The organism is Pseudomonas inefficax (genome assembly GCF_900277125.1).
Classification (GTDB): domain Bacteria; phylum Pseudomonadota; class Gammaproteobacteria; order Pseudomonadales; family Pseudomonadaceae; genus Aquipseudomonas; species Aquipseudomonas inefficax.
On the sequence record NZ_OPYN01000240.1, the window covers coordinates 1 to 24,622 of the forward strand.

The 24,622-nt window shown below is 64.1% G+C and carries 19 protein-coding genes and 2 pseudogenes; 8 read left to right on the plus strand and 13 right to left on the minus strand.

Annotation, left to right across the window (positions count from 1 at the left end):
• Together JV551A3_RS29800 and ilvD are read left to right on the plus strand one after the other, a co-directional pair.
• Positions 1–258 (plus strand): annotated as a pseudogene (locus tag JV551A3_RS29800) (RlmI/RlmK family 23S rRNA methyltransferase); the annotation flags it as partial.
• A 338-nt stretch (positions 259–596) separates the two neighbouring features.
• The gene (gene ilvD / locus JV551A3_RS29805) at positions 597–2,438 is read left to right on the plus strand and encodes a dihydroxy-acid dehydratase (RefSeq protein ID WP_133976116.1); all 1,842 of its coding nucleotides are present in this window, start codon (positions 597–599) and stop codon (positions 2,436–2,438) included.
• A 174-nt stretch (positions 2,439–2,612) separates the two neighbouring features.
• Here the strand turns inward: ilvD and JV551A3_RS29815 are convergent, their stop codons facing one another.
• On the minus strand, positions 2,613–3,668 hold the full coding sequence (locus tag JV551A3_RS29815) for an HAD family hydrolase (RefSeq protein WP_133976118.1): 1,056 nt from the start codon (positions 3,666–3,668) through the stop codon (positions 2,613–2,615).
• Between the two features lie 244 nt (positions 3,669–3,912).
• Here JV551A3_RS29815 and JV551A3_RS29820 point away from each other — a divergent pair, with 244 nt between their 5' ends.
• Positions 3,913–5,304, plus strand: coding sequence for an L-cystine transporter (locus tag JV551A3_RS29820; RefSeq protein WP_133976120.1), 1,392 nt, complete (start codon positions 3,913–3,915; stop codon positions 5,302–5,304).
• A gap of 179 nt (positions 5,305–5,483) precedes the next feature.
• On the opposite strand, the gene JV551A3_RS29825 is transcribed toward JV551A3_RS29820, so the two are convergent.
• Positions 5,484–5,999, minus strand: a complete 516-nt coding sequence (locus JV551A3_RS29825) for a dihydrofolate reductase (RefSeq protein WP_133976122.1) — start codon at positions 5,997–5,999, stop codon at positions 5,484–5,486.
• Between the two features lie 54 nt (positions 6,000–6,053).
• Between JV551A3_RS29825 and JV551A3_RS29830 the strand changes: the two genes are divergently transcribed.
• Together JV551A3_RS29830 and JV551A3_RS29835 are read left to right on the plus strand one after the other, a co-directional pair.
• A complete protein-coding gene (locus JV551A3_RS29830) occupies positions 6,054–7,445 on the plus strand; it encodes a DUF2868 domain-containing protein (protein WP_133976124.1) in 1,392 nt (463 codons plus the stop codon).
• The gene (locus JV551A3_RS29835; protein ID WP_133976126.1) at positions 7,438–8,802 is read left to right on the plus strand and encodes a GTPase/DUF3482 domain-containing protein; all 1,365 of its coding nucleotides are present in this window, start codon (positions 7,438–7,440) and stop codon (positions 8,800–8,802) included. The genes JV551A3_RS29830 and JV551A3_RS29835 overlap by 8 nt, the downstream gene beginning before the upstream one ends.
• 109 nt (positions 8,803–8,911) lie before the next feature.
• Here the strand turns inward: JV551A3_RS29835 and JV551A3_RS29845 are convergent, their stop codons facing one another.
• The 5 genes from JV551A3_RS29845 to JV551A3_RS29865 form a co-directional block, all read right to left on the minus strand.
• A complete protein-coding gene (locus tag JV551A3_RS29845; protein ID WP_133976130.1) occupies positions 8,912–9,937 on the minus strand; it encodes a putative 2-aminoethylphosphonate ABC transporter substrate-binding protein in 1,026 nt (341 codons plus the stop codon).
• A gap of 18 nt (positions 9,938–9,955) precedes the next feature.
• A complete protein-coding gene (locus JV551A3_RS29850; protein WP_133976132.1) occupies positions 9,956–11,680 on the minus strand; it encodes a putative 2-aminoethylphosphonate ABC transporter permease subunit in 1,725 nt (574 codons plus the stop codon).
• A 1-nt stretch (position 11,681) separates the two neighbouring features.
• Positions 11,682–12,740, minus strand: coding sequence for a putative 2-aminoethylphosphonate ABC transporter ATP-binding protein (locus JV551A3_RS29855; RefSeq protein ID WP_133976134.1), 1,059 nt, complete (start codon positions 12,738–12,740; stop codon positions 11,682–11,684).
• A gap of 219 nt (positions 12,741–12,959) precedes the next feature.
• Complete coding sequence (locus tag JV551A3_RS29860) at positions 12,960–13,829, minus strand: LysR family transcriptional regulator (protein ID WP_133976136.1); 870 nt, start codon at positions 13,827–13,829, stop codon at positions 12,960–12,962.
• A 9-nt stretch (positions 13,830–13,838) separates the two neighbouring features.
• Entirely contained in the window at positions 13,839–16,052 is a 2,214-nt protein-coding gene (locus JV551A3_RS29865) for a heavy metal translocating P-type ATPase (RefSeq protein WP_133976138.1), read from the minus strand.
• Positions 16,053–16,136: 84 nt separating this feature from the next.
• Between JV551A3_RS29865 and cadR the strand changes: the two genes are divergently transcribed.
• Positions 16,137–16,580 (plus strand): cadmium resistance transcriptional regulator CadR, encoded by a 444-nt coding sequence (gene cadR / locus JV551A3_RS29870; RefSeq protein WP_015272183.1) that lies wholly within the window; start codon positions 16,137–16,139, stop codon positions 16,578–16,580.
• A 133-nt stretch (positions 16,581–16,713) separates the two neighbouring features.
• Here the strand turns inward: cadR and JV551A3_RS29875 are convergent, their stop codons facing one another.
• From JV551A3_RS29875 to JV551A3_RS29885, 3 genes are read right to left on the minus strand one after another with little or no spacing between them, the layout of a single operon-like run.
• Positions 16,714–17,685 carry a thymidylate synthase gene (locus JV551A3_RS29875; RefSeq protein ID WP_133976142.1) on the minus strand — a complete coding sequence of 324 codons (972 nt, stop codon included), beginning with the start codon at positions 17,683–17,685 and terminating at the stop codon, positions 16,714–16,716.
• Between the two features lie 48 nt (positions 17,686–17,733).
• Positions 17,734–18,543 carry a prolipoprotein diacylglyceryl transferase gene (gene lgt, locus JV551A3_RS29880; protein WP_133976144.1) on the minus strand — a complete coding sequence of 270 codons (810 nt, stop codon included), beginning with the start codon at positions 18,541–18,543 and terminating at the stop codon, positions 17,734–17,736.
• Positions 18,544–18,559: 16 nt separating this feature from the next.
• A complete protein-coding gene (locus JV551A3_RS29885; protein ID WP_133976146.1) occupies positions 18,560–19,342 on the minus strand; it encodes a sulfite exporter TauE/SafE family protein in 783 nt (260 codons plus the stop codon).
• A gap of 129 nt (positions 19,343–19,471) precedes the next feature.
• Between JV551A3_RS29885 and JV551A3_RS29890 the strand changes: the two are divergent.
• Positions 19,472–20,217, plus strand: a pseudogene (locus tag JV551A3_RS29890) (NRDE family protein).
• Between the two features lie 134 nt (positions 20,218–20,351).
• Here JV551A3_RS29890 and ptsP read toward each other — a convergent pair.
• Positions 20,352–22,631: a phosphoenolpyruvate--protein phosphotransferase gene (ptsP, locus tag JV551A3_RS29895; RefSeq protein ID WP_013974668.1), complete on the minus strand. Its 2,280-nt coding sequence runs from the start codon at positions 22,629–22,631 to the stop codon at positions 20,352–20,354.
• A 22-nt stretch (positions 22,632–22,653) separates the two neighbouring features.
• Complete coding sequence (locus JV551A3_RS29900) at positions 22,654–23,133, minus strand: RNA pyrophosphohydrolase (RefSeq protein WP_003249017.1); 480 nt, start codon at positions 23,131–23,133, stop codon at positions 22,654–22,656.
• Between the two features lie 141 nt (positions 23,134–23,274).
• Here JV551A3_RS29900 and JV551A3_RS29905 point away from each other — a divergent pair, with 141 nt between their 5' ends.
• A complete protein-coding gene (locus JV551A3_RS29905; protein WP_133976148.1) occupies positions 23,275–23,931 on the plus strand; it encodes a histidinol-phosphatase in 657 nt (218 codons plus the stop codon).
• Between the two features lie 129 nt (positions 23,932–24,060).
• On the opposite strand, the gene JV551A3_RS29915 is transcribed toward JV551A3_RS29905, so the two are convergent.
• The gene (locus JV551A3_RS29915; RefSeq protein WP_133976150.1) at positions 24,061–24,486 is read right to left on the minus strand and encodes a DUF2269 domain-containing protein; all 426 of its coding nucleotides are present in this window, start codon (positions 24,484–24,486) and stop codon (positions 24,061–24,063) included.
• Positions 24,487–24,622: the final 136 nt, after the last annotated feature.

Here is a 24,622-nt window from a genome sequence, read left to right on the forward strand (position 1 = left end):
GAAGCAGCCTACCGCCGCCTGAACGAGCAGGCCATGCGCATGCTGACCAAGGACGGCATCCTGGTCAGCGCATCGTGCTCGATGCACCTGCCCGAGGACGACCTGCATAACATCCTGCTGACCAGCGCCCGCCATCTGGACCGCAATATGCAACTGCTCGAGCGCGGCGGCCAGGGCCCGGACCATCCGGTTCACCCGGCAATCGCCGAAACCCGCTACATCAAGAGCATCACCTGCCGGTTGTTGCCCAACAGCTGACAGACCAGGCAACTCTGACCCTGTGGGAGCGGGTTTACCCGCGAATGCGATGGCGTGGCTACCGCCATCTTCGCGGGTGAACCCGCTCCCACAGAGTCCCCTCAGGCTTCAAAAGGGCCAACTATCCATATCTGCATTCCCTCGCCGCGCCAGCGGTGTAGAATCGGCCTATTCATCGCCAGTCATCCCCGGCGGGTTTATGAGCTCTGGCCAAGCACGCGGCGATCCCGCGCGGTCTTCGGCCCCATCCGTGCCAGTGGCAACCGGCCTGCGGCGCAAAGGACATAGAGAAGCTCACTCCCCTTTTAGTGACCTGATTAAGCCGCCAGGAGTGTTTCATGCCTGATTATCGTTCCAAGACTTCCACCCAAGGCCGCAACATGGCCGGCGCCCGTGCCCTGTGGCGCGCCACCGGGATGAAGGACGAAGACTTCAAGAAACCGATCATCGCCATCGCCAACTCGTTCACCCAGTTCGTCCCGGGCCATGTGCACCTGAAGGACCTGGGCCAGCTGGTCGCCCGCGAAATCGAACGCGCCGGTGGCGTGGCCAAGGAATTCAACACCATCGCGGTCGATGACGGCATCGCCATGGGCCACGACGGCATGCTCTATTCGCTGCCAAGCCGCGAGATCATCGCCGACGCCGTGGAGTACATGGTCAACGCCCACTGCGCCGACGCCATCGTGTGCATCTCCAACTGCGACAAGATCACCCCCGGTATGCTGATGGCCGCCCTGCGCCTGAACATCCCGGTAATTTTCGTGTCCGGCGGCCCGATGGAAGCCGGCAAGACCAAGCTGGCCAGCCACGGCCTGGACTTGGTCGACGCCATGGTCATTGCCGCCGACTCCTCGGCTTCCGACGAAAAAGTCGCCGAATACGAGCGCAGCGCCTGCCCGACCTGCGGTTCGTGCTCCGGCATGTTCACCGCCAACTCGATGAACTGCCTGACCGAAGCCCTGGGCCTCGCCCTGCCTGGCAACGGTTCGACCCTGGCCACCCACGCCGACCGCGAACAGCTGTTCCTCACCGCCGGCCGCACCATCGTCGAGCTGTGCAAGCGCTACTACGGCGAGAACGATGAGTCGGTACTGCCGCGCAACATCGCCAACTTCAAGGCGTTCGAGAACGCCATGATGCTCGACATCGCCATGGGTGGCTCGACCAACACCATCCTGCACCTGCTGGCTGCAGCCCAGGAAGCCGAGGTAGCGTTCGATCTGCGCGACATCGACCGCCTGTCGCGCAAGGTGCCGCAGCTGTGCAAGGTTGCGCCGAACATCCAGAAGTATCATATGGAAGACGTGCACCGTGCCGGCGGCATCTTCAGCATCCTCGGCTCGCTGGCCCGTGGCGGCCTGCTGCACACCGACCTGCCGACCGTGCACACCCGCAGCATGGAAGAAGCCATCGCCAAGTGGGACATCACCCAGACCGATGACGAAGCCGTGCATACCTTCTTCAAGGCCGGCCCTGCCGGCATCCCGACCCAGACCGCGTTCAGCCAGTCGACCCGCTGGCCGAGCCTGGACCTGGACCGTGCCGAAGGCTGCATCCGCAGTGTCGAGCACGCCTATTCGCAGGAAGGCGGCCTGGCCGTGCTGTACGGCAACATCGCCCTGGACGGCTGCGTGGTGAAAACCGCCGGCGTCGACGAGTCGATCCACGTATTCGAAGGCACCGCGAAGATCTTCGAAAGCCAGGACAGCGCCGTACGCGGCATCCTCGCTGACGAAGTGAAGGCTGGCGACATCGTGATCATCCGCTACGAAGGCCCGAAAGGTGGCCCGGGCATGCAGGAAATGCTGTACCCGACCTCGTACCTGAAGTCCAAGGGCCTGGGCAAGGCTTGCGCCCTGCTCACCGACGGCCGCTTCTCGGGCGGCACCTCGGGCCTGTCGATCGGCCACGCCTCGCCGGAAGCCGCCGCTGGCGGCGCCATCGGCCTGGTGCGTGACGGCGACAAGGTGCTGATCGACATCCCGAACCGTTCGATCAACCTGCAGGTCAGTGACGAAGAGCTGGCCGAGCGCCGAGTGGAGCAGGACAAGAAGGGCTGGAAACCGGCTGAAGTACGCCCACGCAAGGTGACCACCGCGTTGAAGGCCTATGCCCTGCTGGCGACCAGTGCCGACAAGGGTGCTGTGCGTAACAAGGCGATGCTCGAAGGGCTGTGAGGCTCTGACGGTGTGAAAGAAGAACCGGCGCCCTGAGCGCCGGTTTTTTTATGTCTGTACCGGCCTCTTCGCGGGCACGCCCGCTCCCACGGGTACGGTGCCTGGCTCAAAGGCTGTGAGGTCTCTGTGGGAGCGGGCGTGCCCGCGAAGAGGCCAGCACAGGCACCACATGGCTTACTGAATCTGCTCCGGCGTCACGATCACCCAGTTCTTGTCCGCCGTCACCGGCAACCCTTCCTTGGCCTGCGCCGCGGCATTCCTGGCAATCATCCCGTTCATCTGGTCCATGTACTTGGCCTTGCGGTTTATCCACAGGTGGATGCCGCCCTTGCTCACATCGACACCATGGAATTGCATGTAGCCATCGCTGGTCGGCGTATCGCCCCCCACCAGCACCGGCTTCTTCCACTCATCGATGTAGGTCAGGATCGCCGCCTGCTTTCCCGCCATCCAGGTGGCCGGGGTCCACAGGTACGGGGTCAGCTCCAGCCCCACGTTAGCCTTGGCATCATACTGCCCGGCGCTGATCTGCTTGCGCGCGGTGGTCAACTGGCCGCTGGCGCGGTCCTTCAGCAACAGGCTGACGCCAATCACGTTCTGCGGCTTCACGTTGTAGCCGTACTTGGGGTCCGACGCGACCATGCGCACCAGCTCCTCGGAAGCGGCGGAAATCACGTATACCTCGATACCGTTCTCCATCAGCTTGTTGTACAGCTCGGCCTGGCCCTTGAAGACCTTGGGCGGCTGTACCTCGATGGCCTTGACCTGGTCCCCTTCGTAATAGGTGGCAGGGATCGGCTTGCCGGAGGCCATCAGCTCATCCACCTGCACTTTCAGCTCCTGCAGGGTAAAGCCGGAGAATATCTGGGCCACCCACGGGTAGCAGACCATGTCATCGACTTCGCACAGCCGGTAGTAGTAGCTGAACAGGCTTTCCTTATGCTCGGCGGTGTCCTTGAACGGCATCAGCTTCAACGAGGGGTCGAGCTTGTCGCGGCTCAGCAGGCCTTTGTTTTCCATGAACGGCAGCAAGGCCTCTTCAAGGTCGTAGCGGTAGCTGGTGTTGTCCATGTCGAACACCGCGTAGTTACCCTTGTTGGCATTGGCGGCAATCATGCTGTCGAGCTGCCTGGCTGCCTCGGCGGGCCAGTGTTTGAGCTCGGTGGCGAAGGTTTCGATACTGAACAACAGGGACAGGCTGATGGCGACGGCTTTCGGAGCGAATTTCATGCATGAATCTCCTGAAATGACCCGGAAACGCTAGTGCAACAATCCCCTTCGACAGGCCACGATAACGACCCTCATGCAACTGCAAACGCCTTGTTCATTGCAATCCGCGACACGCCGTTATTCCATAAACGACTATGCACATTCTATTTAGATATAAATTCGTTTGTTTTCAGGCTGTTAGCATTTCCATTCGCAATCGCTCACAGAGGCGATGCCTCTTCTGCTTTTTTCCGCTGGAGCTTCAATGAATCTGCCGCTGTCCCTTAATCTGCTGGCGTTCCTGGCCCTGCTGCTGGGCCTGGCACAAACCCGCCGCACCGACTGGAGCCTGGCCAAGAAGGTATTGCTGGGCCTGGTGCTGGGCGTGGTGTTCGGCCTGGTCCTGCATACCATCTATGGCGCTGGCCACCCTGTGCTCAAGGCCACCATCACCTGGCTCGACCTGGTCGGCAACGGCTATGTCGGCCTGTTGCAGATGATCGTCATGCCGCTGATCTTCGCCTCGATCCTGAGTGCCGTGGCGCGCCTGCACAACGCCTCGTCGCTGGGCCGCATCAGCGTGCTGAGCATCGGCACCCTGCTGCTGACCACTGCCATCGCTGCGTTGATCGGCATCGTCCTGACCAATCTGTTCGGCCTCAGCGCCGAAGGCCTGGTGGCCGGCGCGCAGGAAAGCGCGCGCATGCAGGTTATCCACAGCGACTACGCTGGCAAGGTTGCCGACCTCAACATCCCGCAACTGCTGCTGTCGTTCATCCCCAGCAACCCGGTAGGTGACCTGGCACGGGCCAAGCCGACCTCGATCATCAGCGTGGTGATCTTTGCTGTGTTCCTCGGCCTGGCTGCGCTGCAGCTGATCAAGGACGATGCCGAGAAAGGCGAACGCGCGCTGATGGCCATCGACACCCTGCAGGCCTGGGTGATGCGCCTGGTGCGGGTGGTGATGAAGCTGACCCCGTATGGCGTTCTGGCGCTGATGACCAAGGTGGTGGCCAGCTCGAACATGGAAGACATCCTCAAGCTGGGCAGTTTCGTGGTGGTGTCCTATTTGGGCCTGGCGCTGATGTTCGTGGTGCACGGCGTTATCCTCGCCGCCACCGGCGTGAGCCCGCTGCGCTTCTTCCGCAAGGTGTGGCCTGTGCTGACCTTCGCCTTCACCAGCCGCTCCAGCGCCGCAAGCATTCCGCTGAACATCGAAGCGCAAACCCGCCGCCTGGGCGTACCGCAGTCGATTGCCAGCTTCAGTGCATCGTTCGGGACCACCATTGGCCAGAATGGCTGCGCCGGCCTCTATCCCGCCATGCTGGCAGTGATGGTGGCGCCGGCGGTGGGCATCGATACCTTCGACCCGCTGTGGATCGCCACCCTGGTGGCCATCGTCACACTGAGTTCGGCAGGTGTTGCCGGTGTGGGTGGCGGTGCTACTTTCGCCGCGCTGATCGTGCTGCCGGCCATGGGCTTGCCGGTGGAACTGGTGGCGTTGCTGATTTCGGTAGAGCCGCTGATCGACATGGGCCGCACAGCGTTGAACGTGAACGGTTCGATGACTGCAGGGGTAGTGACCAGCCAACTGCTGAAAGAGACCGACAAGGATGTGCTGGCTGGCGATGAACATGCCGAGCTGAGCCATACCTGACGGATTGCCGAGCCACTGTGGGAGCGGCTTTAGCCGCGAACACCGGCGAAGCCGGTGCCATGCACCGCGTTGGATTCTTCGCGGGTGAACCCGCTCCCACAGGGACCGCGCAGGCCTTGACCTCACGTGGTCCCTGAGCGGCCTTGTGTCGCGATGGGCTGCAAAGCAGCCCCAAAATCTCAAACCCTGTCCCAAACCTCAAAATGGTACGCAGGCTTGTCTTCCTCAGCCTGCGCCTCGCTCGACACCAGCTTCCACTGCCCCCGATCAAACTCCGGGAACCACGCATCCCCTTCCGGCGACAACTCGACCCGCGTCAGGTACATCCGGCTGACCAACCCCTTCTCCAGCGCCTGTGCATACAGCTGCGCCCCGCCAATCAGCATCAGCTCATCGACATCCTTCTCTCGCGCCCACTGGTCGGCCCGCAGCAACGCCTCTTCCAGCGATGCAAACACCTCGGCCCCCGCCAGTTCCAACCCCGCCTGGCGGCTGACGACGATATTCAATCGCCCCGGCAATGGCCTGCCCAGCGAGTCCCAGGTCTTGCGCCCCATGATGATCGGCTTGCCCAGGGTAGTGGCCTTGAAGTACTTGAAGTCCCCCGGCAGATGCCAGGGCATGGAGTTGTCGATGCCGATCACGCGGTTCTCGGCGTGAGCCGCGATCAGGCTGAGGGGGAGTGATGTATTCATGCCAGCGAGGATAGCACCGGGCGTGTGGGTTATGCTTCTGCCCTGACCTGTGCAATGGAAGACCTTGTGACCGCACCGACTTCACTGGACAAGCGCTGGCTCACCGAAGCGATACGCCTGCGCGAGGAACATGCCGGCCCCCTGGAGGACCAGGAAGCCAACCGCCGTGCCCGCCAGGCAGGCGGTGACCTGGCGGCCCGCATCGAAACCCGTGCCCTGTTCCTGGCCGAACGCGACGGCATCAGCACCGCCCTGCGCCACTGGAAACAGGGCGCACGCCTGGCGTTGCTGGCCTTGCTGGTGCTGGCCATGCTCAGCGGCGCAGGTTTGGCGCTGGCCGCCCTGGGCGACGGGCAGCGCCCGGTGAATGTGTTCTGGGCCCTGGGCAGCCTGCTCGGGCTGAACCTGCTGATGCTGCTGGGCTGGGCCATCGGCTTTGCCTTGAGCGGCGAGCATGGCGCGGGGCTGGGCCGCCTGTGGCTGTGGTTGAGCGAACGCTTTGCCCGTGACGCCAAGGCCGCGCACCTGGCACCGGCGCTGCTGGTGATGCTGCAACGCCAGCGCCTCAACCGCTGGCTGCTCGGCCTGCTGGTGCATGGCCTGTGGCTGCTGGCGATGATCACCGCGCTGGGCATGCTGCTGGCCTTGCTGGCGACCCGGCGCTATGGCTTTGTCTGGGAGACCACCCTGCTCGCCGCCGACCCGTTCATCCACCTGACCCGGGCCTTGGGCGCGCTGCCCTCGTTGCTGGGCTTCACGGTACCCGACGAGGCCATGATCCGCGCCAGCGGCGACAGCCAGCCGGCCCTGGACCTGGCGCGCCAGGCCTGGGCCAGCTGGCTGCTTGGCGTAGTGCTGGTGTACGGCCTGCTGCCGCGCCTGCTGTTGGCCGGACTGTGCCTGTGGCGCTGGCGCCAAGGCCGCCAACGCCTGGCGCCGGACCTGAGCCTGCCCGGCTACGCGCAATTGCGTGAAGCGCTGATGCCGCGCAGCGAACGCATCGGCGTCCAGGATGCCGCGCCCGATGCCTTGCCGCAGTTTGCCGCTGGCCAACTGGAAAGCGGCAGCAGTGGTGCCCTGCTGGTCGGCCTGGAGCTTGACGACCAGCACCCCTGGCCGCCCGCCCTACCGAAAAACGTGACCAGTGCTGGCGTGCTCGACAGCCGCGAATCGCGCAACCGCCTGCTCGAACAGCTCAGCCGTTTTCCACCGGCACGCCTGGCCATCGCTTGCGACCCACGCCGCTCGCCAGACCGTGGCAGCCTGGCGCTGCTCGCCGAGCTGGCACGCAACGCCGGTGCCACCCGTATCTGGCTACTGCAGGCCGCACCGGGCGAGGCCCTGGACGCCCAGCGCCTGGGCGACTGGCACGAAGCCCTCGACCGCCTTGGCCTGACGCATGCCGATACCTCGCCGCTGACCTGGCTGGAGCATGGCCATGACTGAGCCGCTGAAACTGGCCGTGGTCGGCCACACCAACGTCGGCAAGACCTCGCTGCTGCGCACCCTGACGCGCGATGTCGGCTTTGGCGAAGTCTCCCACCGCCCCAGCACCACCCGCCATGTGGAAGGTGCGCGGTTGTCAGTGGACGGCGAACCCTTGCTCGAGCTGTACGACACCCCGGGCCTGGAAGACGCCATCGCCCTGCTCGACTACCTCGAGCGCCTGGAGCGCCCGGGTGAGCGCCTGGATGGCCCTGCCCGCCTCGAACGCTTTCTGCAAGGCAGCGAGGCACGCCAGCGTTTCGAGCAGGAAGCCAAGGTGCTGCGCCAATTGCTGGCCAGCAATGCCGGCTTGTATGTAATCGACGCCCGCGAACCGGTGCTGGCCAAATACCGCGACGAACTGGAAGTGCTGGCCAGCTGCGGCAAGCCGCTGCTACCGGTGCTCAATTTCGTCGCCAGCCATCAGCACCGCGAGCCGCAATGGCGTGAAGCCCTTGCCAGGCTTGGGCTTCACGCGTTGGTGCGGTTCGACAGCGTGGCCCCGCCAGAGGATGGCGAGCGCCGTTTGTACGAAAGCCTGGCCCTGCTGCTGGAAGACGCCCGACCGGCCCTGCAGCGGCTGATCGATGACCAGCAGGCACAGCGCCTGGCGCGCCGGCATAGCGGCAAGCGCCTGATTGCCGAGCTGCTGCTGGACTGCGCCGCCTGCCGGCGAAGCGTCGAGGCCGACCCGGCTGCCGAAGCCCGGGCCATCGAGGCATTGCGGCAGGAGGTGCGCCAGCGCGAACAGCGCTGCGTCGAGGCACTGCTAAAGCTGTATGCCTTCCGCCGTGAGGACGCCCATGCCAGCGACTTGCCGCTGCTGGATGGCCGTTGGGGCGATGACCTGTTCAATCCTGAAACCTTGAAGCTGCTGGGCGTGCGCCTGGGCAGTGGTGTGGCCGCCGGTGCTGCGGCGGGTGCCGGGGTGGACCTGCTGGTCGGCGGCCTGACACTAGGGGCTGCCGCCCTGGCCGGGGCGATTGCCGGCGGCGCGCTGCAGACGGCGCGCAACTATGGTTCACGGTTGATGAGCAAGCTCAAGGGCAAGCGCGAGCTGACGGTGGACGATACGGTGTTGCGCTTGTTGGCCTTGCGTCAGCAGCAGTTGATGGTGGCGCTGGAAAACCGCGGGCATGCGGCGCAGGACAGCATTCGGCTGGGGGAACTGGATGAGAAGGCCTGGCGGGAGGGCAAATTGCCGGAGGCGCTGGGCAAGGCGCGGGCGCATCCGCAGTGGTCCACGCTGAATCCTGGGGCGAAGCTGAATCAGGCCGAGCGGCAGGAACAGCTGGAGGCGCTGGTTTCACAATTCTGAGTGGGCAGGTCTGGCCTCGGGCATGCCCGCTCCCACAGGTATCTCACATTCCTTGGGATGTGCACTATTCCTGTGGGAGCGGGCGTGCCCGCGAAGGGGCCGGTGCAGGTTACTGCTGGGCCACCTTCTCCGACTTGCCGTCATAGCGCTTGCGCCACTCGGTCAGGATCTGGTCACGGTTCTTCGACGCCCAGGCAAAGTCGTTCTTGATCAGGCGCTGTTCATAGTCCGCCGGCAGCTCGGTCTGCGGCTTGGCAATACCAGGGGCAGCCAGCACGGCAAAGTTCTCCTTGTACAGCTCCATGGCCGCCGGGCTTGCCGAGAAATCAGCCAGGCGCTTGGCCGCATCCGCTTTTGGCGAACCTTTGATCAGTGCAGTCGCCTCGATCTCCCAGCCCAGGCCTTCCTTCGGCAGCACGATATCCAGCGGCGCGCCCTGGCGCTTGAGCTGCACGGCCGGGTACTCGAACGAGATACCGATCGGGAACTCACCCGCTGCGGCAAGCTTGCACGGCTTGGAACCGGAATGAACGTACTGGCCGATGTTCTGGTGCAGCGCATCCATGTACGCCCAACCCTGCGGCTCGCCAAAAGTCTGCAACCAGGCACTGACATCGAGGAAGCCGGTGCCGGACGAGGCCGGGTTCGGCATGACGATCTTGCCCTTGTACTCAGGCTTGGTCAGGTCCTGCCAGCTCACCGGCTTGCTCAGGCCCTGCTTCTCGGCCTCGATGGTATTGAAGCAGATGGTGGCGGCCCACACGTCCATACCGACCCAGGCTGGCGGGTTGGCAGCATCGCGGTAGTTGGCGGCAATCTTGCCCAGGTCCTTCGGTGCATAGGCTTCGAGCATGCCGTTCTGGTCGAGGATGGCCAGGCTGGAAGCGGCCAGACCCCACACCGCGTCGGCTTGCGGGCGGTCTTTCTCGGCCAGCAGCTTGGCAGTGATGATGCCGGTGGAATCACGGACCCACTTGATCTCGATGTCCGGGTTGGCCTTCTCGAAGGCCTGCTTGTAGCTCTTCAGCTGTTCGGCTTCCAGGGCGGTGTAGACCGTCAGCTGGGTACCAGCGGCCGAAGCCTGCAGGCTGAACACGGCGGAAACGGCAGCGGCAAGTGCAAGGTGCTTGTACATGGGTAGGTTCCCTACAGGTCAGACAGTCGCGGCGCGTTGGCGCCAGGCTTGGGAGCGGCGCAGCAGGCCGCGTGAGGCTGCGGCCAGCAGCAGTGAAGCGCAGGCACTGGTCAGCAGAATCAGGGTGGACATGGCGGCGGCACCGCCGACGTTGCCGGCGTCGTCCATGTTCAGCACCGCGACGGCCGCCAGGATGGTGTCGGGGCTGTACAGGAAGATCGCCGCCGAGACGGTGGTCATCGCCGAGACGAACAGGTAGCGAATGATGTCCAGCAGCGCCGGCAGGCAGATCGGCACGGTCACCCGCAGAAAGTGCCTGTACAACGGCGCCTTCAACGACAGCGCGGCGGCCTCGAATTCGCCGTCTAGCTGGCGCAGGGCGGTGGTAGCGGTCATCTGCGCGGTGGTCAGGTAGTGGGCGATGGTGCACACCATCAGTAGCCCCATGCCGCCGTAGAACACATGCAGCGGGTTGCCGTTCAGGTTGAAGAAGAATACGTAGCCCAGGCCCAGCACCAGGCCCGGCACGGCCATGGGGATGAAGCTGAGCAGGCGCAGCGCCTGGTTGAGCAGGCGTTGGCCCTGGGTCTTCTCCATCAGGTAGGCGCCGGTGAAAATCACCATGCTGCCGATCAGCGCGGTACCGATGGCCATGGTCACGCTGTTGCGGTAGGCCAGCCAGCCGCCACCGGCGGTGTCCTCGAACATGTAGTGACGCAGCGACAGCGAGAGGTTGTAGGGCCAGAACGTGACCAGCGACGAGTACACCGCCATGCCGATCACCAGCAACAACACCGCGCATACCAGCAGCACGATCATCAGGAAGCAGGCATCACGGCCCCGCGACGGCTTGGGCTCGAACACCTGGGCACGGCCGCTCATGGCCTCGCCCTGGCGCCGGCGCAGCCAGGCATCGACGGTAAAGCTGAGCAGCGCCGGCACCAGCAGCACCATGCCGATCAGTGCACCACGGCCGAACTGTTGCTGGCCGACCACCGCCTTGTAGGCTTCCAGCGCGAGCACCTGATAATCGCCACCGACCACGACCGGCACACCGAAGTCGGTGATGGTAAGGGTAAATACCAGGCAGAACGCCGCGAACACTGCCTGGCGCGTGGCCGGCCAGGTAATGCTGGTGAACGCTCGCCAAGGGCCGGCACCCATGCTGGACGCTGCGTCGAACAGGCGTGCATCGGCCAGCGACAGCGCCGACAGCAGGATCATCAGGGCATGCGGGAAGGTGTAGATGGCCTCGCCCAACACAATGCCCCAGAAGCCGTAGATGTTGTCGCTGAGCAACCCGCGCAGCAGCCCCTGGTTACCGAACAGATAGACCAAGGCGATGGCCGGCAGCATTGACGGCGCCAACAGCGGCAGCAGCGAAATCCCCCGCCACAGGCCCTTGGCCGGAATCAGCGTGCGTTGCAAGGCATAGGCGAACAGGTAGGCCAGCGGCACCACGATGGCTGCCACCGTGAAGGCCACCGACAGGCTGTTGCCCAGCAGCCAGTGGAAGTTTTGACTGGCGAACAGCTCGCGGGCCGCCAGCAGGCCACCACCTTGGCCCGCTTCGGCACTGAAGCCGCGCCAGAAGATCGCCAGCAGCGGCATCAGCACCGCCAGCACCAGAAGAATCAGCAACAGGCTCTTGCCACCGACGACGAACAATCGGTCGCACAAGGCGACGCCCGCACGCGGCGCGGCCTTGGCCTGGCTCAACGGCAGGGACATTGGCGCGGCCATCTCAGGCAAAAACCTGCAGGCTCTGTGGCGGCAGCGCCACCCAGATGTCCTGTGAGCCCAGCCGCGGCATGGCCTCGGGGGCCAGCTCCGCCAGCAGTGCATGGCCAGGCAGCGCCTTGAGCTCAAAGCTCATGCGGCAGCGGTTACCGAGGAAGGTAATTTCACGGACCATGGCCGGGAACAGGTTTTCTTCGTGCACCGCCGGGTTGACCGTGATCGCCTCCGGGCGGCAGAACAGCCGGCCGCTGCCCGCCCGGGCGGAACCTGGTGCCAGGCGCATGTTCATGCCACCGACCTGGGCATGGCTGTCACTGCTGCGCTGGAACGGCAACCAGTTGCCCTGGCCGACGAACTCGGCAACGAACGGCGTGGTCGGCCGGTCGTAGATTTCCTGAGGGGTGGCGTACTGCTCGACCTGGCCGTTGTTCATCACCGCAATACGGTCGGCCATCAGCATGGCCTCGTCCTGGTTGTGGGTGACCATCAGCGTGGTGATACCCAGCTGGCGCTGCAGCTGGCGCAGTTCGGTGCACAGGTGCTCGCGCACCCGGGCGTCCAACGCCGACATCGGCTCGTCCAGCAGCAGCAACGATGGCGACGGTGCCAGCGCGCGGGCCAGGGCCACACGCTGCTGCTGGCCACCTGAAAGCTGACCGGGGTATTTCTTCTCGCTGCCGGCCAGGCCCACCAGTTCGAGCATTTCGGCCACGCGCTGGCGGGCCTGCTCGCGGCTACTGCCAGTCAGGCCATAGGCGATGTTGGCTTCGACGGTGAGGTTGGGGAACAGCGCATAGGACTGGAACAGGATGCCGTAGTCACGGGCCTGGGGTGGCAGCTCGGAGATATCGCGCTCGCCGATGTACAACGTACCGCGGTCCTGGCGCTCCAGGCCGGCGATGCAGCGCAACAGTGTGGTCTTGCCGCAGCCGGACGGGCCGAGCAGACACACCAGTTCGCCGGCGGCGATGTCCAGCGAGACATCATTCAGCGCCGTGAAGGCGCCGAAGCGCTTGTGGATGTTGCGCACTTTCATCTGTGCGCCGGGGGTGGTGTGGTTCATGGCAGGGCCTCATCGAAGAGATGGGGGCCATGCTAGGAAGGCTGTGCGAAGGTTCTGTGGCTTTAGGGCAAAAGCGGGTGATAGTGGTATAGGCAGATTTTGTAATGGCCTTCGCGGGCCTCTTCGCGGGTAAACCCGCTCCCACAGGGATCGCGTCGCATCTGAAGGCTGTGCAGTACCTGTGGGAGCGGGTTTACCCGCGAAGAGGCCAACACAGGTCTAGAACTGTGAACCGGCCACTTCTTGCGCCACCCCCAGGAACGCCGCCGGCAACCGGGCCTGGCGCCGCTCCTTCAGGCAATACAGGTACTCATGCATCACCGGCGCGTTATCCAGCGCCAGCACCCGCAATTCAGGGTTGTGCGGCACCTCATGCCGGGCAATCACGCTGATACCGATATTGCGCAGCACCGCCTCGCGGATCGACTCGCGGCTGCCAATCTCCAGCAATGCCGTGGCCTTCACCCCGGCCTCCTGCATCATCTGCTCGGTCAGCTTGCGCGTGGTCGAGCCTTTCTCGCGCATCAGCAGGCAATGCCCGGCCACTACGTCGATGGACACCGCCTGGCGGTGTGCCAACGGGTGGTTGCGATGCACCGCCACTACCAATGGATCAATCCCCAGCACCCGCCGCACCAGCCGCGAGTCTTCCAGTAGCTGCGACGAAGCGGCGATATCCACCCGGTAGTCCTCGAGCATCTCCAGCACCTGCTGCGAGTTGCCGATTTCCACCGCTACTTCCACCTGCGGCAGGCGTTCGCGGTAGATCTTCACCAGGTCGAGAATGTAGTAAGGCGCCGTGGCCGCAATGCGCAAGCTGCCCTGGGCCTGGCCGCTGTTGCGCAGCTCGAACTCGATGTCGGCCTCCTGCTGCAACAATGCCTTGACCATCGGTAGCAGACGCACGCCCTCCTCGCTCAGCACCAGGCGCCGCCCGCCGCGGTAGAACAGCTCAACCGCGTACTGGCTCTCCAGGTTGCGAATCTGCGTGGTCACCGTGGGCTGGCTGAGCCCGAGCTTCTTCGCCGCCAGGGTGATGCTGCCCAGACGGGCCACCATGTAGAAGGCTTTCAGCTCCGAACTCAGCATGCACGTCCTCTATTTGCGCAACAGGCGCAAGCCGTTGAATACCACCAACAGGCTCACGCCCATGTCGGCAAACACCGCCATCCACATGGTGGCCATGCCGGCAAAGGTGATCGCCAGGAATATCGCCTTGATGCCCAACGCCAGAACGATGTTCTGCATGAGGATCGCCGCACTTTGGCGCGACAGCCTGACGAAGGCCGGGATCTTCCGCAAGTCATCGTCCATCAGCGCCACATCGGCCGTCTCGATGGCAGTGTCGGTACCGGCCGCCGCCATGGCAAAACCGATCTCGGCGCGGGCCAGCGCCGGGGCGTCGTTGATGCCGTCACCGACCATGCCCACCCGATGGCCCTGGGCGTACAGGGCTTCGATGCTCTTGAGCTTGTCGGCTGGCAGCAGGTTGCCTTCGGCACGGTCGATACCCACCACAGTGGCGATGGCTTGGGCGGTATGCGGATTGTCACCGGTCAGCATGACAGTCTTGATGCCCAGTTCATGCAGCTCGGCGATCGCCTGGCGACTGCTTTCCTTGACCGTGTCGGCCACCGCGAACAGCGCCAACGGGCCGGAGCGGTCGAGCAGCAGCACAACGGTCTTGCCCTGGCGCTCCAGCGCATCCAGCTGGGTCTCGAGCTCGGGCGAGCACAGTCCCAGCTCCTCGACCAGACGGTGGTTACCCAGGTGGTAAACCTCACCCGCGATGGTACCGCGCACGCCGCGCCCGGCCAGGGCAGCAAAGTCATCGACCTCGCTCAAGGCCAGGCCTTGCTCCTTGCCGAACTGGGCAATGGCGCGGGAAACCGGGTGGTCCGAACGCTCGCCCAGGCTGGCGGCCAGGGCTTGCGCGCGGCCTTCGAACAGCGGCTCCAGCACCTTAGCGTCGGTCTGCACAGGTTTGCCATGGGTGATGGTGCCGGTCTTGTCCAGGGCCAGGAAGTCCAGCTGGCGCCCGCCTTCCAGGTACACCCCACCCTTGATCAGGATGCCCTTGCGAGCGGCGGCGGCCAGGCCGCTGACGATGGTCACCGGGGTCGAGATCACGAGGGCGCATGGGCAGGCCACCACCAGCAGCACCAGGGCCCGATAGACCCAGTCGAACCAGGCACCAGCCATGAACAGCGGCGGTATCACCGCAACGGCAAGAGCGATAGCGAACACCACCGGGGTATAGATGCGCGAGAAGCGGTCGACGAAACGCTGGGTAGGCGCCCGTGCGCCTTGCGCTTCCTCGACGGCCTTGATGATACGCGCCAGGGTCGACTGCCCGGCAGCAGCGGTAACGCGGAACTCCAGCGCCCCTGCCTGGTTGATGGTGCCGGCGAACAGTTTATCGCCCACGGCCTTTTCCACTGGCAGGCTTTCGCCGGTGATCGGTGCCTGATCGACGCTGGATTGCCCGCTGGTCACTTCACCGTCCAAGCCAATGCGCTCGCCTGGGCGTACCCGCACCAGGGCACCGATGGCCACCTCTCGCACCTCCACTTCCCGCCATTGGCCATCGGCCTGGCGCACGGTGGCCATGTCGGGGGTGAGCTGCATCAGGCCGCCGATGGCGTTGCGCGCGCGGTCCAGCGAGCGGGCTTCGATCAGCTCGGCGACGGTGAACAGCACCATCACCATGGCCGCTTCCGGCCATTGGCCGATCAGCACTGCGCCAGTCACGGCAATGCTCATCAGCGCGTTGATGTTGAGGTTGCGGTTTTTCAGGGCGATCCAGCCCTTCTTGTAGGTACCCAGACCACAGCCGAGGATCGCTGCCAGCGCCAACATCGCCACCGCCCACTCCGGGGCCAGCGCGGCAAAATGCACGATTTCGGCGGCGACAGCGGCAATACCCGACAGCGCCAGCGGCCACCAGCGGGTCTTGGCCACTTGTACTGCGCTGGCGGGGCCGTCGTCTTCGGCGCCAAGCGGCTCGGCTTTCATGCCCAGGCTATCGATGGCCTGCTCGATTTCAGCGGTGCCGCCCAGGGTATGGCGAACGCCAAGCACACGGTTGATCAGGTTGAATTCCAGCTGCTCGATACCGGCCAGCTTGCCCAGCTTGTCCTGGATCAAGGTCTGCTCGGTAGGGCAGTCCATGGCCTCGATGCGGAAACGGCTGAACTGGGCATGGCTGCTGGCCTTTTCGCTCAGTTGGACCAATGCTGGCGCAGCAGAGCTGCCACAGCAGGCATGGGCGTGGTGATCGTGCTTGTGTTCGTGGCTGACAGGCTGGTTCATGGGGTCATCCTTAATTTGAGCCTGTTGCCAAGTGAACACCCTGTAGCCACTATAGGGTCAAGCCACTTGCTGGAGAATTTGCTGATGAAGATCGGAGAGCTGGCCAAAGCCACCGACTGCGCGGTGGAAACCATCCGCTACTACGAGCGCGAACAGCTGCTGCCGGAGCCGGCGCGCAGCGACGGCAACTACCGGCTGTACACCCAGGCCCATGTCGAGCGGCTGACCTTCATCCGCAACTGCCGCACCCTGGACATGACCCTGGATGAGATCCGCAGCCTGCTACGCCTGCGCGACAGCCCCGATGATTCGTGCGGCAGCGTCAATGCGCTGATCGACGAGCATATCGAGCATGTGCAGGCACGGATCGATGGTCTGGTGGCGTTGCAGGAACAGCTGGTGGAGCTGCGGCGGCGCTGCAATGCGCAAGGGGCGGAATGCGCGATCTTGCAGCAATTGGAGACGAATGGGGCGGTATCGGTGCCGGAAACCGAGCATTCGCATGTGGGGCGAAGCCACGGGCATTGAGCCAAAAGCATTCGCGGCGGTTCGGCGCCCCGGCACGCCCGCTCCCACAGGCATTCCACAGGGCCAAGCCTTGTGCGATCCCTGTGGGAGCGGGCGTGCCCGCGAATAGGCCAGTTCAGGAGAAGGGGATCTGTCAGACCGCCATCGGCGCTGTCATCGGCGCATGATGCTCATACCCTTCCAGCCAGAAATCGCTCGGCTCGATCTTCTCCAGCCACTCCGGCTCGTACTTGCCCGTCTCGGCAAACGCCGGCACGCGGTCGCTGATCACCAGCTTCGGTGCCTCCAGCGGCTCACGCTTGAGCTGCTCGTTGAGCATGTCCAGGTGGTTTTCATACACATGGGCATCGCCAATGAAGTAGGTGAACCAGCGCGGGGTATAGCCGGTCAGACGGCCGAACAGCGACAGCAGCGCCGCGCCTTCGGTGAGGTTGAACGGCGTACCCAGGCCCAGGTCGTTTGAGCGGATGTAGAGGGTCAGGGAAATCTCCCTGGTCTCCACATTCGGGTGGAACTGGTACAGAAGGTGGCACGGCGGCAGGGCCATTTCGTCCAGCTGCGCACAGTTCCAGCCGTGGAACAGGATACGGCGGCTGCCCGGGTCATTGGCGATGGTGTCCAGGCACTGGCGCACCTGGTCGATGGCCTTGTACAGGATGACGAATGCGACACCGTCCTCCTCGTCCTGGGCGATGCGGCGGAAGCCTGCCTTCTCGGCCATCTGGATGGCCGCCGGGTTGCTCAGCGGAATGCGCTTGTAGCCCGGCCACTGGCGCCATTGCACGCCGTAGATCTCGCCCAGGTCGTCATGGCCCTGGCGGAACGGGTTGGCCAGCCACTGGGCGTTCTCGTTGGCGTTCTGGTCCCAGACCTTGCAGCCCAGCTCGCGGAATTCACCGGCGTTCTTCACGCCACGCAGGAAACCGACCATTTCGCCGATCGCCGACTTGAACGCCAGTTTGCGCGTGGTAATGGCCGGGAAGCCCTTCTGCAAGTCGAAACGCAGCATGGCGCCCGGCAGGCTGATGGTGCGGATGCCGGTGCGGTTGCCTTGCAGCGTGCCGTTGTCGATGACGTCGCGGACCAGGTCTAAATACTGTTTCATGGCTTACCTGTAACGAGAACGGCAGGGGGATCGCCCCTGCCGTGGAAATCAGACGGCGGCCTTGGCCGTCGGTTTACGGTTGTAGGCCCACCAGATCAGGAATATGCCGCCAACGATCATCGGCACACACAGCAACTGACCCATGGTCAACCAGCCGAAGGCTATGTAGCCGAGCTGGGCGTCGGGTACGCGCACGAATTCCACGATAAAGCGGAAAATGCCGTAGAACAGCGCGAACATGCCGGAAACGGCCATGGTCGGGCGCGGCTTGCGCGAGTACAGCCAGAGAATGACGAATAATGCCACACCTTCCAGCGCGAATTGGTACAGCTGCGACGGGTGACGCGGCAGCTGCGCCGGGTCGCTGAATGGCGGGAAGACCATCGCCCATGGCACATCGGTGGCCTTGCCCCACAGCTCGGCGTTGATGAAGTTGCCGATGCGCCCGGCCCCCAGGCCGATCGGCACCAGCGGGGCGACGAAGTCCATCAGCTCGAAGAACGACTTGTTGTTGCGCTTGCCGAACCACAAGGCCGCCAGCATCACGCCGATGAAACCGCCATGGAACGACATGCCACCCTTCCATACCTCGAAGATAAGCGTCGGGTTGGCCAGGTAGGCGTGCAGGTCGTAGAACAGCACGTAGCCCAGGCGGCCACCGACGATCACGCCCATCGACAGCCAGAACACCAGGTCGGAGAGCTTTTCGCGCGTCCAGGTGGGGTCGAAGCGGTTCAGTCGGCGCGAGGCGAGCAGCCAGGCACCGCCGATGCCGACCAGGTACATCAGGCCGTACCAATGGATTTTCAGCGGCCCGATGGCGAGGGCCACGGGGTCTATCTGCGGGTAAGGCAGCATGGAACTTCCTCTCGATTCAAATCAAAAAGCTGAGGCCGACACAGAACAACAGGGCTGCGAACAGGCGTTTCAACAAACGTGGCGACAGCTTGTGCGCCAGGCGCGCGCCGAAGCGGGCGAAAAACATGCTGGTCACGGCAATGCCGAGCAGCGCCGGCAGGTATACGTAACCCAGGCTGTGGGCCGGCAAGTGCTCCTCGTGCCAACCCAGCAGCATGAAACTGAAGGCACTGGCCAAGGCAATCGGCAGGCCACAGGCCGAAGATGTGGCCACTGCCTGCTGCATGGGCAGGCTGCGCCAGGTCAGGAACGGCACGGTCAGCGAACCGCCGCCGATGCCGAAAATGGCCGAAGCCCAGCCGATCACCCCACCTGCACCGATCAGCGCGGGCTTGCCGGGGATACCACGACTGGCCTTGGGCTTGAGGTCCAGGGCCATCTGCGCGGCGATGACCAGGGCGAACACCCCGATGATCTTTTGCAGCAGCGGCCCCTGGATCAGTGAGGCGGTCTTGGCCCCGACACCGGCCCCAAGGAGGATGCCGAGGGTCATCCAGGCAAAGATCGGCCATTGCACCGCGCCCTTGCGATGGTGCTCGAGCACGGCGTTGATCGAGGTGAAGACGATGGTTGCCAGCGAGGTACCGACCGCCAGGTGGGTCAGCACCGAGGCATCGAAACCTTGCAGCGTGAAGCTGAACACCAGCACCGGCACGATGATTATGCCGCCGCCTACGCCGAACAGGCCGGCCAGCACACCGGCACAGGCCCCCAACAGCAGATAGAGCACGAATTCCATTCGTCTTCCCCGAGAAAACAATGCGGCATGGTAACGGAAGCCGGGCCCGGGGCTCTAGTGAACAGTGTGTCAGGATGGATCCTCCCTGCCGCTGTGCGTACAGTGGCAAAAAACCCAGAGGCCTGACCGATGTGCCTGATCGTATTCGCTTGGCGGCCGGAACATGCCCTGCCGCTGATCGTGGCGGCCAACCGCGATGAGTTCTATGCCCGCCCCACCCAGGCCCTGGCGGCCTGGGAGGATGCGCCCGGGATATATGCCGGCCGCGACCTAGAGGCAGGTGGCACCTGGCTGGGCGTAGGCCCGCAGGGGCGGTTCGCGGCGCTGACCAATATTCGTGACCCGGCACAGGCACTGGGGCCGCGCTCGCGGGGCGAGTTGGTGGCCGCGTATCTGCAGGGTGAGTTGGGGGTCGAGGCCTATCTGGACCAGGTGGCCAGCCGCAGCGCTCAGTACTCCGGGTTCAACCTGCTGGTGGGCGATAGGCGGCAGCTGGGTTATCTGCATGCCCGGGACGCAGCGCCGCGCTTGCTGGAGGCAGGGGTTTACGGGCTTTCCAATGCCGGGCTGGATACGCCTTGGCCGAAGCTGGTGAAGGCGCGTAGTGGGCTGGAAGGGTTACTGGAAACGCCCGAGCCACAGCGCCTGCTGGCGTTGCTGGCCGATGCCGAACCGGCGCCGGAGGGCGAATTACCGGAGACGGGCGTTGGTTTGGCAACAGAGAAGCTGCTGTCGAGTGTGTTCATTGCCAGCCAGAACTACGGACACGGGCAAGTACGGTGCTGATTGTTGATGATCAGGGCAGAAGGCGGCTTATTGAGCGCAGTTTTGGGCCCTTTGGTGGACATCTTGGGGAAGTAGAGCTTTCAGTCTGATCCTTTGATGTTGGCTGTGCTGGCCTCTTCGCGGGCTTGCCCGCTCCCACAGGTACAGCGCAGCCTTCAGATGCGGCGCGATCCCTGTGGGAGCGGGCAAGCCCGCGAAGAGGCCAGTACAGGCACCATCACCCTCACAGGGTTTTATTGGCGCCAGGCCCGATCATCCGCGCCAACCCGAGGTTCTTCAGGGCCAGTTGCAGCGAGCTGTGGATAACCTGCGGGTTGTCATGGCTCAAGGCCTCCACCAGCAGCTCCTTGGCCTTGCTCATATTCACCTGGCGCAGCATCCACTTCACCTTCGGCAGGTTGGTGGCGTTCATCGACAGGCTATCGAAGCCCATGGCCATCAACAGGATCGCCGCTGCCGGGTCACCGGCCATCTCACCGCAAATACTCACCGGCTTGCCTTCGCCATGGGCGTCGCGCACTACCGTGTTCAGCGCCTGCAACACCGCCGGGTGCAGGTAGTCGTACAGGTCGGCGACCCGCGGGTTGTTGCGGTCCACCGCCAGCAGATACTGGGTCAGGTCGTTGGAGCCGACCGACAGGAAGTCCACCTGCCGCGCCAGCTCCTTGGTCTGGTACACCGCCGCAGGAATTTCCACCATCACGCCAACCGGCGGCATCGGCACATCGGTGCCTTCGTCACGCACCTCGCCCCAGGCGCGGTGGATCAGGTGCAGCGCTTCTTCCAGCTCATGGATGCCGGAAATCATCGGCAGCAGGATACGCAGGTTGTTCAGCCCCTCGCTGGCCTTGAGCATGGCGCGGGTCTGCACCAGGAAGATTTCCGGGTGGTCGAGGGTGACGCGAATGCCGCGCCAGCCAAGGAACGGGTTTTCTTCCTTGATCGGGAAGTACGACAGCGACTTGTCGCCGCCGATGTCGAGGGTACGCATGGTTACCGGCAGCGGGTGGAAGGCCGCCAGCTGCTCGCGGTAGATGGCCAGCTGCTCTTTCTCGCTGGGGAAGCGCTGGTTGATCATGAACGGCACTTCGGTGCGGTACAGCCCCACCCCTTCGGCGCCACGCTGCTGGGCACGGGCCACATCGGCGAGCAGGCCGGTATTGACCCACAGCGGCATGCGATGGCCGTCCGGGGTAACGCACGGCAGTTCGCGCAGAGCATCCAGGCCCTGGGCCAGCTGGCGCTCCTCCTCGACCACGTCGCTGTACTGCTTGCGCAGCACTTCGCTGGGGTTGGTGAACACCTCGCCCTTGTAGCCGTCGACGATCATCTCGATGCCGTCGACCTTGGAATAAGGCAAATCGACCAGGCCCATCACCGTGGGAATACCCATGGCACGGGCCAGGATGGCGACGTGGGAGTTGCCCGAGCCCAGTACCGAGACCAGGCCGACCAGCTTGCCTTCCGGCACTTCGCCGAGCATCGCCGGGGTCAGCTCTTCACTGACCAGGATGGTGTTGTCGGCATACACCAGCGACTGCGCGCGGGCTTCCTGCAGGTATGCAAGCAGGCGCCGGCCCAGGTCCTTGACGTCGGAGGCGCGCTCGCGCAGGTAGTCATCGTCCATCAGCTCGAAGCGGTTGACGTGCTCGCCCACCACCTGGCGCAGGGCGCCCTGGGCCCATTGGCCGGTCTTGATGACCTCGGTCACCTCACCGCCCAGGGCCGCATCTTCGAGCATCATCAGGTACACATCGAATAGTGCACGCTCCTCCGGGCGCAGCTGGGTGGCCAGTTTGGCCGACAGCTTGCGCATATCGTCGCGCACGCCTTCGAGGGCGTTCTGGAACAGCTTCAGTTCGGCGTCGATGTCGTCGACAGTCTTGTCCGGCACCACTTCCAGATCGGCTGGCGGCAGCATCACTACGGCGCGCCCCACGGCGGCGCCAGGCGAGCCCGGCACGCCGACGAAGCGCGCTTCCTGGATGCCCTTGCCCTGGCGGCCCAAGCCGCGGATCGAGCCGGTCGCTTCGGCGTGGGCGATAACCCCGGCGAGCTGGGCGCTCATGGTAACCAGGAAGGCTTCTTCGCCCTCGTCGAACTGGCGGCGCTCCTTTTGCTGGATGACCAATACCCCGACCACGCGGCGATGGTGGATGATCGGCGCACCAAGGAACGACGCGAATTTTTCTTCGCCGGTTTCGGCAAAGTAGCGGTAACGCGGGTGGTCGGCAGCGTTTTCCAGGTTCAGCGGCTCTTCCCGGGTACCGACCAGGCCGACCAGGCCTTCGTTGGGGGCCATGCTGACCTTGCCGATGGAACGCTTGTTCAGGCCTTCGGTGGCCATCAGCACGAAGCGGTTGGTTTCCGGGTCGAGCAGGTAGACCGAGCAGACCTGGCTGCCCATGGCCTCCTTGACACGCAAGACAATGATCCCCAACGCCGACTTGAGATCTTTGGCGGAGTTTACTTCCTGGACGATCTTGCGCAGCGTATTGAGCATGGCTCGGGGTCGAACTCCGTCGTCAGTCGCGCGTCAGCAGACGCGGTGCTAGCTCTTTCAGGGCGCGTCGGTAGACCTCGCGCTTGAATGTCACAACCTGGCCCAGCGGGTACCAATAGCTGACCCAGCGCCAACCATCGAATTCCGGCTTGCCGGTCAGGTCCATCCGCACCCGTTGTTCGTTGCTGACCAGGCGCAGGAGGAACCATTTCTGCTTCTGGCCGATGCACAGCGGCTGGCTATGCGTACGCACCAGTCGCTGGGGTAAACGATAACGCAACCAGCCACGGGTGCAGGCAAGAATTTCCACATCATCGCGTTCAAGGCCAACTTCTTCGTTCAGCTCGCGGTACAGGGCATCTTCCGGCGTCTCGTCAGGGTTGATGCCACCCTGGGGAAACTGCCAGGCATCCTGGTTGATCCGTCGAGCCCATAGCACCTGCCCGGCATCATTCGTGAGAATGATCCCGACGTTGGGGCGAAAACCATCCGGGTCGATCACGGCAGCAACCTCGCAAACGCATGTCACCGCATTGTTCCACAAAGCTTGCGAGCGCAGCAACGCGCCCGCCAAGCTTATGTGCAGCAGCGTGAAAACTCCGTATTCTGCGGGCCTACCCTGTGGCTGATGCGAGTGACCGCGATGCGCCTGGCTTTATTCGACCTGGACAATACCCTCCTCGGTGGCGACAGCGACCATGCCTGGGGTGACTACCTTTGCCAGCGCGGCATCCTCGACCCGATTGCCTACAAGCAACGCAACGATGGCTTCTATCAGGACTACCTGAACGGCACCCTGGACCTGCAGGCCTACCTGGCCTTTTCCATGGAAATCCTTGCGGCAACACCGCTAGCCCAGCTCGACGAATGGCACCGCGATTTCATGCGCGACTGCATCGAGCCGATCATCCTGCCCAAGGCGCTGAGCTTGCTGCAGCAGCACCGCGAGGCCGGCGACCAGCTGCTGATCATCACCGCCACCAACCGCTTCGTGACCGCACCGATTGCCCGGCGCCTTGGTGTTCGCGTGTTGCTGGCGACCGAATGCGAGATGCGTGATGGCCGCTATACCGGGCGTAGTACCGATATACCGTGTTTCCGTGAAGGCAAGGTGACGCGGCTGGAGCGCTGGATGCTGGAGAACGGCTTCGATCTTGAGGACAGCTATTTCTATAGCGACTCGATGAATGACCTGCCGTTGCTGCAGCGGGTGGCGCATGCGGTGGCGGTGGACCCCGACCCGAATCTGCGAGCGGAGGCCGAGAAGCGCGGGTGGCCGGTGGTTTCGCTGCGGGATTGAGGTTTTCCTGTGCCGGCCTCTTCGCGGGTAAACCCGCTCCCACAGGTACTGCACAGCCCTCAAGCCTTGCGCATAGCCTGTGGGAGCGGGTTTACCCGCGAAGAGGCCAGCACATACAGCACAAGGCTGTCAGACCGGCTTGGCCCCCATCAGCCCGGCGATAGACAGGAAGCAAACCCCACTGAACACCGCCAATGCCAAGGTCAAGCGCAACCCCACCACCTCGGCCTTGCGCAGCCGGTTCAGCCGCACCAGCAGCCACCACACGGCAAACGCGCCCAGCGTATAGATGACGCTGGAAGCCAGCACCCAGGTCTGCCCCAGCGGCCAGCCCACCAGGTGTACCAGCCACCAGCCGGTGAACGGCATGCTCACCAGGCACAGGCCCATCACCAGCCAGACGAACACCAGCGGCCGACGCAGCAGCTTGGCATAGGCCTCGGCGTCGCCCTGGCGGCGGGCGCGCACGGTCCAGAGCGCCAGGCCCAGAGCGCCCAGCAGCAGGAGCGCGGTGGCGATGATGTGCAGGGTCTTGAGGGTGGTCAGGTGTTCCATGTCTCGATTGTCCTTAAGCAGGCCATTTTGTGCAGGCTTCTTCGCGGGCTTGCCCGCCCCCACAGGGATATCACAGGCCCTGAAGCCTGCGCTGTACCTGTGGGAGCGGGCAAGCCCGCGAAAGGGCCATCAGCCC